Genomic DNA, 12,689 nt, shown 5'->3' on the forward strand with positions numbered 1-12,689 from the left:
TTCTACCTTCCCGGGCATGGGAGCGAACGAGGGGCGCGGCCGGACCGCCGCGGCGCGGGTGCGGGAGGTGTCGACCCCCGAGCTGTACCGGCGCAACCCGTTCCGGCTCGTCGGCCTCACCGCGGTCGCGACCCGGCGCGAGGTGCGGGAGCGGCGACTTCGAGTTCTAGGGGTGCTCGAAGTCGGCGGCGCGGTGCCGGACGGGGTGCCCGCGGACGCGACTGTCGACGAGGTGCGGGCGGCCTTCGACGCGCTCGGCAACACCGAACACCGGTTCGTCGACGAGGTCTTCTGGATCTGGGGCGTGCCAGTCGACTGCGAATGCCCGCTCCAGGTCCACCGCGCGCACGACAACGCGGTCGCTGCGTACGCGGCAGCCCTCGACGCGGAGGACGACCGCACCGACGACCACCCGACTCCCTTGTGGACCGAAGCCGCCCGTTGCTGGACGGTGGTGCTGCGGAGCGAATCCTTCTGGCGGCACCTGAACCACCGCGTCGAGAAGCTAGGCGATCGACGGCTTGACGAATCCACTGTGGACGGCTTACGGACGGCGTTGCCGGACGCGTTGCTCGCGCCGTTGATCGAAGTAGCCACGAGGTCGGCTGAGCCACAGCGGTTCACCGGGTATCTCGCGTTGTTCGAGGCTGATCGGCACGCGGTCGAGGACGCGCGGGCGGCTATTGCCGGCGGGACGTACCGGCGGGTCGAGGCATTGCTCAAAGACCTTCGCGGCGACCTGGACGGCAATCGGGTGCAGGCCGCCGCGGAGCGGGCTGTCAACGAGGTCGAGCCGCTGTTCGACCGGCTCGAAGAGGTGGTCCCGCGAGCGGAATTCCGGCGGACCGCCTCGCTTTCGGAGTCGATCGCGGTGGTGGCGAACAATATCGGGGTCGCACTCGCGGAGGTGCGCGGCGCGTCCGCGAGCCTGATCCGGGACGTGTTCGCGGTCGCCCGGCGATACAGCCTCGATCCGGAGACGTTGGAAGCCGTGGCGCGCAACGAGTTCGCTGCCACGGTGTACGCGCCAGCTCCGCCGCCGGAGCGAGAACCGTCGGCGGCGCGGATTTTCGGGGCGTTGCTGCACGCGTTGGCAGCTTCCGTGTTCCTGGCTTTGAAGCTTCCGGAAGGCGCGCTGCTGGCGGTCATCTTTCTCGGCGCGGTTGCCGGGGCGTTGACGAATTGCCTCCTCGCGGCCCGGCCGTGGATCGAGCCGGGCCGGTACCCGGCTCTGCTGGGGCTGGACTTCGTGATTTACCTGGCGCTCAGTCCGGTTGAGCTGCCGTATTGGCTGGCTGTCGCCGTGGCGGCGGCGCTGTTGTACGTCGCCCCATTCGTTCGGCTGCGGAGGAGATTGTGATGCGAGACCGGCGGGGCGAAGAAGCGCGGCAACGCAAGCAGCACAAGGAATTCCGGATCGCCGAACCTGGCCTCCAGCCAGAAGAACGCGCTCGGCTGCGGGAATTGCTCGACCAGCTCACCGCGGTATTGACCACCAAGGACGACGCGCCGCCACTGTCCGAATCGGACCTGGCCGAGGCGGCGACGGCGTTGTGGCGGGCGCGGCGAAAGCTCGCCGGTGCCGAGGACCGGGTGGCGCGGCAGGCGGGCCGGTTCCTCAGCGCGAGTCAGGACGCGCTCGACGCGGCGGGCGTGCTGGTGCAGGACCACGACCGGATCCCGTTCGGCTCCGGGATGGCGCTCGAGGTGCTGTTGTTCCAGGACGAACCGGACCTGGATGTCGAGCGGGTGGTGGAGACCGTGCGGCCGTCGATTTACCTGACCGGCCGCCGGATCCAAATGGGACAGGTCATCGTCGGGCGCCCGGCCGCCCGGGGGAACGGGGAAACGGATGCGTGACACGATCGATTTCGGGATCGACCTCGGCACCACGAACAGCGCGATCGCGGTGCTCGACGACGGTGCGGTGTCGGTGATCAAGAACAACATGCAGATGGATTACACGCCCTCCGCGGTCTGGTGCCGCCGGCGCGGCGTGATCGAGGTCGGGGCGGGGGCGCGGCGCAGGCTCGAGGACGACCCGGACAGCGTGCAGGTCGAATTCAAGCAGTCGATGGGTTTGCCGGACGCACGGCGGGAATTCCCGAAGGCCGGGGTTAGCATGACGCCGGTGGAACTGTCCGCGGAAGTGCTGCGGTCGCTGCGCAGTTCCGTTGCTCCGCGGGAAATGCCGGACGCGGCGGTGATCACCGTGCCCGCCGCGTTCCTGCTGAACCAGACCGAGGCGACGCAGGAAGCGGCGAAACTGGCCGGGTTCACCGGGAATTGCCCGCTGCTGCAGGAACCGACCGCGGCGGCGTTCGCCTTCGGGTTCCAGAACGAAAGCAAAGGCGCGCACTGGATGGTGTTCGACTTCGGCGGCGGCACGTTCGACTCCGCGGTGGTCAGCACTGCCGAGGGAGAATTGAGCGTGCTGCACCACGCGGGCGACACGCACCTCGGCGGACGCAACATCGACCAAGCGGTACTGGACCACGTGCTGGCTCCGGAGGTGGTGCGACAACTCGGGCTCGCCGATTTCCGCCGGGACAACCCGCGCTGGCGGCGGAACTTCGCCCGGCTGCGCAGTACCGCCGAGACCGCGAAAATCCAGCTTTCCCAAGCGGAACAGACTCAGGTGCTGCTCGACCTCGACCGGGGCGACGGGCAGGAGGAGATGTTCGAGTACACCCTGCGCCGCGAGGAAGTCGATCAGGTCGCGCGGCCGTTTTATCTCCGTGCCGTGCAGTTGTGCCGGACCGCACTGGAGTCGGCAAACCTTCGCCCGGCGGACATCGACCGCTTGCTGCTGGTCGGCGGCCCGACGCTCGCGCCCGGGTTGCGCGAGCTGCTGGCCGATCCGTCGGTCGGGCTCGGCATTCCGCTCGACCACAGCCAGGATCCGAGCACGGTGGTGGCGCGTGGTGCCGCCGCATACGCCGGAACTGTGGCGCGCCCGAGGACGGTGCGCCCGGCGAAACGCGGCGAGTACTCGCTGGAACTGTCCTATCCGGCCACTACCAGCCTGCCGAGCGTGCCTGTGTCCGGCCGCTGCTCGACGGACGGTTCGGCGGACTGGTCGCGGTTCCGGATCGCGCTGAGCGCACCGCAGCGCAGGCCGGTCTACCGGACGTCCGAGGTTTCGCTTTCCGCCGACGGCACTTTCACCGTCGACGCGGTGCTCGACGAGCTGAGCACGAACCGGTTCGAGATCGAGCTGCTCGATCCGACCGGCGCGCGCGTTCCGGTGCAGCCGGACTCGCTCACGATCACCCACCAGCTCAACGAAATGATGGGCCAGACCGTGGTCAACACGGTCGGCCTGACTGAGGCTGATGGTTCCTTTACCCCGATGCTGATGAAGAACGCGCCGCTGCCGGCGGCGAAACGGCAGACGTTCTTCACCACGGCGACGCTGTTGCGCGGCAACACGTCCTCGGTGATCCGGATTCCGGTCGCGGAGGGCGAACGTCGCCGCGGCGAGCGGAACCAGCAGGTGGGGGTCATCGAAATCCGCGCTAAAGACGTGCGGTTCGACCTGCCGCGCGGCAGCGAGGTCGTGATGACTTTCGAGATGGACGATTCGCGGCAGGTGTCCGTGGTGGCCGAGGTTCCGTTACTGGACAACGAGTTCGAGGCGGTCATCGATCTCAAACAGCAGCATGTGCCGGATCCGCAGACGCTGCGGCGGCTGTTGAACGAGCTGGAAGCGCGGCACGAGCAAGTGCGGACGCAGGTCGAGGGGACGCGGTCGGACCGGGCGCGCGGGCTGCTGAACCGGCTGGACGAACAGGGCAGCGTCGCGGCGGTCCGGGACGAGGTGCGCTCCGGCGGCACCGACGAGGGGGCCGCGGTCGCCGCGGAACGGCGGATGCGCGACGTGCAGGCGGATCTCGACGACATCGAGGCGGAGCTGCGCGTACCCGAGGTGCTGGAACGGCTGCGGGACCAGATCGACCACTGCCGCGAGCTGGTCGACCGGGTCGGCGCGGACGAGGACCGGACCGAACTGGCAGAGATCGAACGCCGGTACGCGACCATCGCCGAATCGCACGACGTCGAGGCGGGCGAGCGGCTGTCCGAGCGGGCGCTGGACCTGCAAGTGCTGTTGCTGCGCCGGGACGGTTCGCTGGACCTGGAGGTGTTCAACGCCCTGCGGGCCGCGCGGGACACGATGTCCGACCCGGCCCGCGCGCGGGAGCTGATCCGGGAGGGCGAGCACGTGGTCGCGACGTCGAACTGGGCCGCGCTGCCGGACGTCAACCGCCGGTTGCGCCGTCTGCTCCCCGACGACCGGCCAGGTCAGCCAGGCGGCGGCATTCTGCGCGGGGAGCGGTGATGAGCGGGCTTTCGCAGGCACTGGAACGGGAACTCGTCCTCGCCGAAGGCGCCGACCTCGCCCGACGCGGCGATTACGAGGCCGCCGTCGCACTCCTGGAACCGGATTCGGCGGGCGATCCCGCGCGGCTTGACCTGCTGGCTCGCGTACACGCACAGTCCGGTGATCTCGTCGCGGCAGACGCGGCGTGGGCAGCCGTCCTGGCGTTGCAACCGGACAATTCCGCTGCGGAGGCGGGACGTCGGGTGATCGCGAAAGTCCACTCTGGACGCTTGCAGCGGCGACCGGTTCGCCGGTATCTGCTGACCGCCGGTGCGGTGGTGCTGATCGGCGGCACCATCGCGGGTGGGGTGGTTTTGACTACGCGACAGCCGCCTCCTCCGGTCGTCACCGCGGCCAAGTCGGACGACGGTCTCCGCGCAGAGCTGGATCGTCTCCACGGCCAGGAATCCCGTGACGCCACCGCCGCGAAGGAACGGGAGGAGAGGTTGAAGCAGCTAGCACAAACGCTGGCGGCACCAGGTGTGTCCACAAAGGCTGGTTCGGACGCGGTCACCGTCAGCTTCGACCGCAGCCTGTTCAGTCCTAACGCGACAACTCCGAACGCCGCCGGGCGAGCTGTGTTGACCGATTGGGCTCCAGTCCTCAAAGGACAGTCCATTCGCGTCACCGTGATCGGCCACGGCGTCGCAGTCCCCGGCGGCCCAGCAAGCGGCGGTTCAACGGTCTCCTTGGCGCGCGCGTCCTCCGCGGCCCGAGTGCTGGCCGCGGAGAGCGGATTGCCGTTGACCGCGTTCGCCGTTTCCAGCGCGGATCAAGGCGCGGACTCAGCCCGAACGGTCACACTCGAAGTGCGACCGACCGGCGCATGAACGCCACGTACAACGCGCCAGGCACGATGAGGCCGAGCAACCACGAGATGTCCGCACCGCCAAGCAACGGAGCGATAGGCCCGACGAAAATGCCTTCGACGTTGGCGAACGGGATCTGCACCGCGATGCCGAGCACGTACGCGGCCAGCGCGGGCCAGGCCCAGCGACCGTAGCGGCCGTTCGGGTCGTAGAGCGCGTCCAGGTCGTACTTTTCCTTGCGCAGCAGATAGAAGTCGACCAGGTTGATCGAGCTCCACGGCGTCAGGAAGTACAGCAGAAAATCGAGGAACAATACGAAGTTAGACAGGAACTGCCCGCGTCCGAGGATGGCGATCACCGCGCCGACCACGCCGACGCCTGCGATGTAGCCGATCCGTGTCGCCTGGGAGAGCGCGGCGCGGCGGCCGAAACCGGTCAGTGCGGTCGCGACGGTCATGTAGCCGCCGTAGATGTTCAGCACGTTCACCGTGAACTTGCCGAGCGCGATGGCCAGCAGCAAGGGGATGAGCAGGGCTTCACCGCCGAGGCCGACGACGTACGCGACTTCATGGCCCTTGAACGCCTTCCCGGCAATCGCGTAGGCCAGCGCACCGAACGACATCGCCCACACCGCGCCGAGCACCGTGCCGCCGTAGGTCCACCAGAACGTCGCGCGCACCGACGTCGCCGAGGGCAGGTAGCGCGAGGTGTCGGCGACGTACGGGCCGAAGGTGAGCTGCCACGACGCGGTCAGGGAGACCGCGAGGAGGAACTTCGGGAAGTCCAGGTGCGGCGCGGCGAGCACGGCGCCGAGGTCGTGCCCGCTGATCAGCCGGATCGTCAGGTAGAGGAAGACGATCACGGACAGCGCGGACGCGAGCCAGCCGAACCGGTGGATCAGCCGGTATCCGACGATCGCGATCAGCGCCGAGGCGAGCGCGTAGACCGCGATCGCGGCGTCCGTCGGCAGGTGCGTGATCTGGGCGACGGCCTGGCCGCCGAGCAGTGAACCGCTCGCGAAGTAGCCCAGGTACATCACCACGACCAGCACCAGCGGGAGCGCCGCGCCGTATACCCCGAACTGTGCCCGCGACTGGATCATCTGCGGAATGCCGAGCTTCGGCCCCTGCGCGGCGTGCAGCGCCATCGGAATGCCGCCGAGCGCGTTGCCCGCCACGACCGCGACGATCGCCCACAGCGGATGCACGCCGACCAGCACGGTCAGCGCGCCGGTGACCGCCGACGTGATCTGGGTGTTCGCGGCGAACCACAGGGTGAAGAGGCTGCGCGGGTGCCCGTGCCGCTCGGACTCCGGGACCGGGTCGATCGAGCGTCGCTCCAGTGTGGCCGCCACGTGCCCCTCCTGCGGTTCTTCGGTGAATGCGCTGGACGAACTCAACGTCAGCGCGCCGTTGCGGCCAAGTAGCCGCCGGACGATTCTGTCTCGGATCCCAGACCCTGACCAGCTGTCAGCGTCTGGCAGCGGACTGCCAGCGAAGTGTGCGGCCGGTGTCAGCGACGGCCGCCACTCTTCGGAGGTCACCAGCTCACCAGGGGAGAACAATGCAGACTCCAGTCACCATCATCGGCGCCGGCCTCGGCGGACTGACCTTGGCCCGGGTCCTGTACCTGCACGGGATCCCGGCCGAGGTCTACGAGGCCGAACCGTCGCCGATGTCGCGGTCCCAGGGCGGACTGCTCGACATTCACGACTACAACGGCCAGCTCGCCGTCGAGGCGGCCGGCCTGATGGACGAGTTCCGCGGCCTGATCCTCGAGGGCCGCCAGCAGATGCGGATCCTCGATCCCGACGGCACCGTCCTGCTGGACCACCCCGACGACGGCACCGGCGGCCGTCCCGAACTCCTGCGCGGCGAGCTGCGGCAGATGCTGCTCGACTCGCTCCCCGACGGCACCGTCCGCTGGGGCCGGAAGGTCAGCGGCGTCCGCACGGTCGCCGACGGCCACGAGGTTTCCTTTGCCGACGGGAGTTCGGTCGTCGCGAAACTACTGGTCGGCGCGGACGGGGCGTGGTCGCGGGTACGCCCGCTGCTGTCCGACGCGGTGCCGGAGTACATGGGCCTCGCCTTCGTCGAGACCTACCTCTACGACGCCGAGACCCGGCATCCGGCGGCCGCGGAAGTCGTGGGCGGCGGCGGGATGGGCTCACCCGGACCGGACCGGCGCATCATGGTGCACCGCGAACGCGACGCCCTGCACACCTACGCGATGCTCAACAAGCCCGCGGAGTGGTTCGACGCACTCGACGGCCTCGAGCCCCAGGACGCGCTCGCCCGGATCGCGGCCGAGTTCGCCGACTGGGCCCCGGAAATCCGCGAGCTGATCTCCGGCGGCGACACCCCGCCGATCCTGCGCAGGCACTACACGCTGCCGGGCGTGCACCGCTGGGAGCGGACCCCGGGCGTGACGCTGATCGGCGACGCCGCACACCTGCGCGGCCCGAACGGCGAAGGCGCGAACCTGGCCATGCTCGACGGTTCCGACCTCGCCCAGTTGCTGGCCGCGCATCCCGACGACGCCGAGACCGCGCTGGCTCTGCACGAGGAACGGATGTTCGCCCGCAGCGAGGCGATCGCCGCGGAGTCCGCGGAGATGGTCAAGCGGATCACCGCCAACAACGGCAAGGACACCGCGAAGGTGGTCGCCGAAGGGTTCCGCCGGATGCTCGCCAAGAAGCGGGAACCGGCGGAACGGGTCAGCTGAGGGGGGTTACGCCTGGCTGCCGCGAGGTACGGCGGGGTTCGGGTCGATGGCCTTGAACTTCTCGAGCAGGCGGCGCGCGGGCGCGGACTCCGCGTCGAACGGGTCAAGCTCGTGCTCTGCCCTGCCGGGCAGCAGGGTCAGCACGCCGTTGCAGCGGAAGCAGAAGGCGAGTTCGAACAAGACCCCCTCGGCACCGTGCGCGCGAACGCCGTAGCGGGGCAGGAAGCAGCGCATCAACTCCCCGTCGGGCAGGTCGGAGATGAACTCGGCGGTCGCGGCGGCGTCCTCGCCGTCCCAAACGCCGAGCACTTTCCCGGGGATGCTGACCCAGTCCCGGGTCTCGATGTCGGTGATCCGGAGACATTCGAAGCGCCGGATCTGGTCAGCTGAGGATGGCAGGTGCACCCGGTCACGATGCCATACCCGGGGATCGCCCGGCGCGGAAATTCAGGCTCCGGCGAGGCGGTGCGCTTTGAAGAACTTAAGGATGACGGGGGTGGCGTCGAGCGCGGAAGGAGTGTCGGAGTCGTTGTTCGGGCTAGTGCTCGGCCAGACGTGTCCGGCCCCTTCCATCCGGTAATGCACCAGCGAGCATCCGGGCCACCACTGCTTCACCACGTTGCGCACCGGAGAAACCGAGACGGGGTAAGGGAAACACCGGTCGCGGGCGGCCCAGCCGTTCAACCAGTCCGGAATGGACGGCAGTCCCTTGGCCGGATTGCCGGTATAGGGAATGGTGGTGTCGGCGGTGCCGTGGAAGTCGAGCAGCGCGACCTTCCGGCTCGGCTGGCAGGCGCCGCCCTGGGGGTAGAACGCGCCGGAAACGGGGGCGAACGCGGCGATCCGGTCGGCCATCCGGCACGCCAGCACGCCGACGAACCCGCCGCCGTTCGACTTGCCCGCCGCGTAGATCCGGGCCGGGTCCACGCACATCCGGTGCTGCAGCGAGGTGAGCAGGTCGGCGGTGAAGCGGACGTCGTCGACCGGGGCCGAGTAGGGCGCGCCGGTCCAGGCGGATTTGCCGTCGGTGCCGGTGACGCCCTGCGGGTACACCGCGATCACGTCCGAGCCGGAGAAGCCGGACAGCTGTTCCTGGTACTCCGCCGTGCGGCCGTGCCCGTGATAGGAGAGGACGACCGGGTACCGCCGGTGCGAGTCGTACCGCGCGGGCACGTAGATCCGGTACTCGCGATCGATCCCGCCGGAGGTCAGATGCTCGACGGTCGTGGCGCCGGGATGAGCGACCGCCTGCCCGCACCCGGTCGTCGGCGACACTGCTTCGGCCGATGCCGGGGCGGCGAGCGCCCCGAGTCCGATCGCCGCCGCTAGTACGGCAACGCCTGCACGGAAACGTCCGGACATCCGATCCTCCTCGATCGACGGGCGAGCGCGACCATAGTCACCCCGCATCGGCCCCGGACGAACCTTTCGTTCATTGAGTTAACGGCTAGGCTCGTTCCCGTGACGGACGCGGAAGAGTCCTCTGTCAACCGCATCACCGGCGGCCAGTTCGACAAGGTCGTGATGGCCGGGGCGGTGCACGGCGACATCAACGTCGGCCGGTCGGGCGACAGCCCGGCGGACCTGGCCGACCCGCTCATCGCCTCGGTCCGCCTGAAACCCGGCGGAACACTGGCGGACCTGGTGCTCGACACCGATCCGCCGCAGGTCGCCGTGCCCGGCGGGACGGTCCACGTCATCACGGTGGAAGCCAGAACGAACCGCGCCGTCGTCCTGCAATCCGCGCGGATCGCGGTCGTCTCGCGAACCCCGCCGCGCCCGGCCTGCCTGGTGGTCCGGGTCGGCGGGCACCTGAAACCGCGTCCCTTCACGACCGACTTCGACGCCCCGTCGCCGCGGCTGGTCGCGGAGGGCCCGGACTTCCCCTTCACCGTCAGCGCCACCGATGTCGAGCAGTTCGAAATCGAACCGATCACCACCACCCACGAGGTCGCCTGGCGGCTGGAAGTGGACTGGACCTGCGCGGGCCGCCACGGCACCACGGTCATCGACAACCACGGCGAGCCGTTCCACGCGTACCCGGTGCCGGCGCTCTACTCCGGCCGCTCGCATACGGTGCTCAGCTCCGGCTGCGATCTCTTCCACGAACGCGGGTGCCCGTCGAACCTGCTCGCCGCGTCGGGTGCACCCGTTTCGCTCTGGGACCAGCTTTCGTCCTACCCTGTGCTGGCTCCGCTCGCGGAAGCCCCGGCCTCCGTGGACCTGGACCCCGACCTGAAGGAATCGTGGCCCGAATACCGCCGCGTCGCCAACGCCATCCGAATGTCCGCCTTTGAACCGGACTTCCACAGCCACGAACCGCCGGAGCACCGCGCACTGCTCATCCGAGTGCTGCGCTACCTCTTCGTCTCCGGCCAAGCTCATCCCGGCGCCGCCCTGGGCCGGCTCATCCACGCCGAATGGACCACGGCGCTGGGCGCGGACCACCCGGACACCCTCGCCGCCGCCAACCGCCTGGCCGGATGCCTGATCGGCACCACCGAACACGCGGAGGCACGCGACCTGCTGGCCGACCTGCTGCCCCGGGCAAGCCGCGTCCTGGGCGAGGAGGATCCGCTGACGTTGATCGTCGCGAGCAACCTCTGCGTGGCGTACATGGGGCTGAACGAATACGAACGCGCCCGCGACCAGACGGAGGACGTCCTGGCCCGAACCCGCCGCGCCCTGGGCCCGGACGCACTGGGCACCCTGCGGACTACCGGGAACCTGGTGCGGATCCACCTCCGCCTCGACGACCGGGCCGCGGCGCTTGAGGTGCTGCACGACCTGCTGCCGAGGTGCCGAAGGGTGCTGGGGGAGGACCATCCCCTGACGGTGAGCGCTGCCGCGGAGCTGGCTCAGATCCAGGAGTGAGTCAGGGTTCGCCTTGCTGCAGGGCGGTTTCCGCCGCGGTGAGGTGGTCCGGGCCTATGCCCTTGGCCGGATGTACCGGGATCAGGGCGGTCGCGAGGCGTCCTCGGCGTTCGAGGAACCGCTGCCGGGCGCTCGGGAACAGCTCGAAGTCGTCGTCGAGCCACGCCAAGGGCCGCCCCGCTGCGAAGCGGCCGACCGCGCCGTATTTCCAGTCCGGGTGCTGCTCGTAGGCGCGCACACCGACCACGGGAAGCGCGGGCAGCCCGAGCGCCGGTCCGACGGTGGTGTTGGCCTCGTCTTCCCACGAACTCACCCACGCCAGATCGGCGCCAGTCCGCTCGGCGAGAGCCAGCAGCGCGGCACCGTGCGCCGGATTGAGCCAGGCCCGCCGCCCGGCTTTCCGCCGCCAGCGCGAAATGCGCCACTCGTGCTCGACGTAACCGAGCGGCGGGGTCTCAGCCGCGAAAGGGTTCAGCGGCCCGTCCACGTCGAGCAGCAGAATCGGCTTCACGCTCCGACGCTACCCAGCCCCCTCGCCAGGTCAAGGACTGCAAAACCCCTTCGCCGCCAACACCCGCTCCACCGACGCCTGCACCTGCGCCCCGGACAGTTCCCCGCTCTCCACCGCCCGCTGGAGCCGGTCCACGACCGCCCCCACGTCGTTGTGCCCGGAGGAGAACAACGCCTGATCCGCCCCCGCCTGCAGCGCCTTCAGCACCGCGTCCGGCAGCGCGAACCGGTCCGTGATCGCCTTCATCCCGCCGAGATCGTCGGTGATCACCGGCCCGGTGAAGTGGAACTCGTTGCGCAGCAACCGATACGCCTCAGGCGCCAGCGACGCGGGCTCGTCCCCGGTCAGCCCAGGCACCTCGAGATGCCCGACCATCACCGCGACCTGGCCATATTCCGAGATGTCGCGGTAAGGCACCAGATCGACCCGGCGCAGCTGATCCAGCGGCGGCGTGACGACGGTGCCCCGGTGCGAGTCGCCCGAACCGTGGCCGTGGCCGGGGAAATGCTTCAGCACCGGCTGCACCCCGGCCGCGCGCAGGCCCTCGGCGAACGCCAGCGCGTACTGCCGCACCTTTTCCGGATCCGGGCTGTAGGAACGGTCGCCGATCACCGCGTCGTCGGGCTCGTCGCTCACGTCCGCGTCCGGTGCGTAGTCGACGGTCACCCCGCGTGCCCGCAGTTGCTTGCCCCGCTGCTCGCCGATCGCGCGCACCTCGTCCGGCGTCTTCGAGGCCGCCAGCTGCCGGGCGCTCGGGAGCGAGCCGTCGAGGTCGTCGATGCGCTGCACGCGGCCGCCCTCCTCGTCGACGGCGACCGAAACCGGGATCTTCGCCGCCCGCTGGACCCCGTCGAGCGCGCCATTTTGCAACAGCGTGGTCTTTTTGTCTCCCACGAAGATCCCGCCGACCTGCTGCGTCCGCACGAGGTTCGCGACGCCCGCCGGATCGCCCGCGTTGACGCCCGGCACCACCAGTTGCGCCACGCGCGCCCGCGGATCCATCGCCGACACCGCGGACGCACACGACCCCCGGCCCGGCACAGTCTGCGCCGGCGAGGTTGACGCAGGTGGAGCGGCTTGCGGCGAGCTCCCCGCACTCGGCGGGGTGAGCGCGGTGGGCGTTGCTGTTCCGGAAGCGGAACGATCCCCGGAGCACGCGGAAAGCGCACATATGAGCGTCAACGCGCTGACGGCTCCTGCGGTGCTCCAGCGGGGTCGTGCGTGCGCCTTCATCATTTCCTCTGCTGGTCTGGACAGGTCTCCGTGACGGTAACGGAACCCCACCGGCGGGCCCAACTTCACGCTGTGAAGAATGAGCGCGTCCCGACTAGAGATTTCGTGAAGCCGCGGTGGGCACACTGACCGGCACACGACAAGCACAGGCTCTGCA

Annotated in this window: 11 protein-coding genes; 6 read left to right on the forward strand and 5 right to left on the reverse strand. The window is 69.5% G+C overall.

Features of this window, described 5'->3' with window-relative positions; all coding sequences use genetic code 11:
• Positions 1–16: 16 nt before the first annotated feature.
• The 4 genes from EIZ44_RS28945 to EIZ44_RS28960 are packed head-to-tail and all read left to right on the forward strand — an operon-like array spanning position 17 to position 5,211.
• Complete coding sequence (locus EIZ44_RS28945) at positions 17–1,360, forward strand: hypothetical protein (protein ID WP_134732445.1); 1,344 nt, start codon at positions 17–19, stop codon at positions 1,358–1,360.
• Positions 1,360–1,860, forward strand: a complete 501-nt coding sequence (locus EIZ44_RS28950; protein WP_134732447.1) for a hypothetical protein — start codon at positions 1,360–1,362, stop codon at positions 1,858–1,860. Before EIZ44_RS28945 ends, EIZ44_RS28950 begins: the two co-directional genes overlap by 1 nt.
• A complete protein-coding gene (locus EIZ44_RS28955; protein ID WP_134732449.1) occupies positions 1,853–4,339 on the forward strand; it encodes an Hsp70 family protein in 2,487 nt (828 codons plus the stop codon). The genes EIZ44_RS28950 and EIZ44_RS28955 overlap by 8 nt, the downstream gene beginning before the upstream one ends.
• Positions 4,339–5,211, forward strand: coding sequence for a hypothetical protein (locus EIZ44_RS28960; protein ID WP_134732451.1), 873 nt, complete (start codon positions 4,339–4,341; stop codon positions 5,209–5,211). Before EIZ44_RS28955 ends, EIZ44_RS28960 begins: the two co-directional genes overlap by 1 nt.
• Here EIZ44_RS28960 and EIZ44_RS28965 read toward each other — a convergent pair.
• Complete coding sequence (locus EIZ44_RS28965) at positions 5,180–6,544, reverse strand: purine-cytosine permease family protein (RefSeq protein ID WP_134667455.1); 1,365 nt, start codon at positions 6,542–6,544, stop codon at positions 5,180–5,182. The genes EIZ44_RS28960 and EIZ44_RS28965 overlap by 32 nt on opposite strands.
• Positions 6,545–6,753: 209 nt before the next feature.
• Here EIZ44_RS28965 and EIZ44_RS28970 point away from each other — a divergent pair, with 209 nt between their 5' ends.
• Entirely contained in the window at positions 6,754–7,914 is a 1,161-nt protein-coding gene (locus EIZ44_RS28970) for an FAD-dependent oxidoreductase (RefSeq protein WP_134732453.1), read from the forward strand.
• 6 nt (positions 7,915–7,920) lie between these two features.
• Here the strand turns inward: EIZ44_RS28970 and EIZ44_RS28975 are convergent, their stop codons facing one another.
• Together EIZ44_RS28975 and EIZ44_RS28980 are read right to left on the reverse strand one after the other, a co-directional pair.
• On the reverse strand, positions 7,921–8,319 hold the full coding sequence (locus EIZ44_RS28975) for a hypothetical protein (RefSeq protein ID WP_134732455.1): 399 nt from the start codon (positions 8,317–8,319) through the stop codon (positions 7,921–7,923).
• A 42-nt stretch (positions 8,320–8,361) separates the two neighbouring features.
• Positions 8,362–9,276: a CE1 family esterase gene (locus EIZ44_RS28980; protein WP_134732457.1), complete on the reverse strand. Its 915-nt coding sequence runs from the start codon at positions 9,274–9,276 to the stop codon at positions 8,362–8,364.
• A gap of 99 nt (positions 9,277–9,375) precedes the next feature.
• On the opposite strand from EIZ44_RS28980, the gene EIZ44_RS45220 reads away from it, so the two are divergent.
• Positions 9,376–10,788 carry a tetratricopeptide repeat protein gene (locus EIZ44_RS45220; RefSeq protein WP_205673342.1) on the forward strand — a complete coding sequence of 471 codons (1,413 nt, stop codon included), beginning with the start codon at positions 9,376–9,378 and terminating at the stop codon, positions 10,786–10,788.
• A gap of 1 nt (position 10,789) precedes the next feature.
• Here EIZ44_RS45220 and EIZ44_RS28990 read toward each other — a convergent pair whose 3' ends face one another.
• A complete protein-coding gene (locus tag EIZ44_RS28990; protein ID WP_134732459.1) occupies positions 10,790–11,299 on the reverse strand; it encodes an HAD domain-containing protein in 510 nt (169 codons plus the stop codon).
• A 30-nt stretch (positions 11,300–11,329) separates the two neighbouring features.
• Positions 11,330–12,301, reverse strand: coding sequence for a glycoside hydrolase family 3 N-terminal domain-containing protein (locus tag EIZ44_RS28995; protein WP_205673343.1), 972 nt, complete (start codon positions 12,299–12,301; stop codon positions 11,330–11,332).
• Between the last annotated feature and the right edge of the window lie 388 nt (positions 12,302–12,689).

Origin of the sequence: Amycolatopsis nivea (genome assembly GCF_004522235.1) — a bacterium.
In the GTDB taxonomy this organism is placed as follows: domain Bacteria; phylum Actinomycetota; class Actinomycetes; order Mycobacteriales; family Pseudonocardiaceae; genus Amycolatopsis; species Amycolatopsis nivea.

Bases quoted from the DNA above. Each gene is read 5' to 3' on its own strand.
- EIZ44_RS28945 (WP_134732445.1), top strand. From the start codon at position 17: ATGGGAGCGAACGAGGGGCGCGGCCGGACCGCCGCGGCGCGGGTGCGG.
- EIZ44_RS28950 (WP_134732447.1), top strand. From the start codon at position 1,360: ATGCGAGACCGGCGGGGCGAAGAAGCGCGGCAACGCAAGCAGCACAAG.
- EIZ44_RS28955 (WP_134732449.1), top strand. From the start codon at position 1,853: ATGCGTGACACGATCGATTTCGGGATCGACCTCGGCACCACGAACAGC.
- EIZ44_RS28960 (WP_134732451.1), top strand. From the start codon at position 4,339: ATGAGCGGGCTTTCGCAGGCACTGGAACGGGAACTCGTCCTCGCCGAA.
- EIZ44_RS28970 (WP_134732453.1), top strand. From the start codon at position 6,754: ATGCAGACTCCAGTCACCATCATCGGCGCCGGCCTCGGCGGACTGACC.
- EIZ44_RS28980 (WP_134732457.1), bottom strand. From the start codon at position 9,276: ATGTCCGGACGTTTCCGTGCAGGCGTTGCCGTACTAGCGGCGGCGATC.
- EIZ44_RS28995 (WP_205673343.1), bottom strand. From the start codon at position 12,301: ATGGATCCGCGGGCGCGCGTGGCGCAACTGGTGGTGCCGGGCGTCAAC.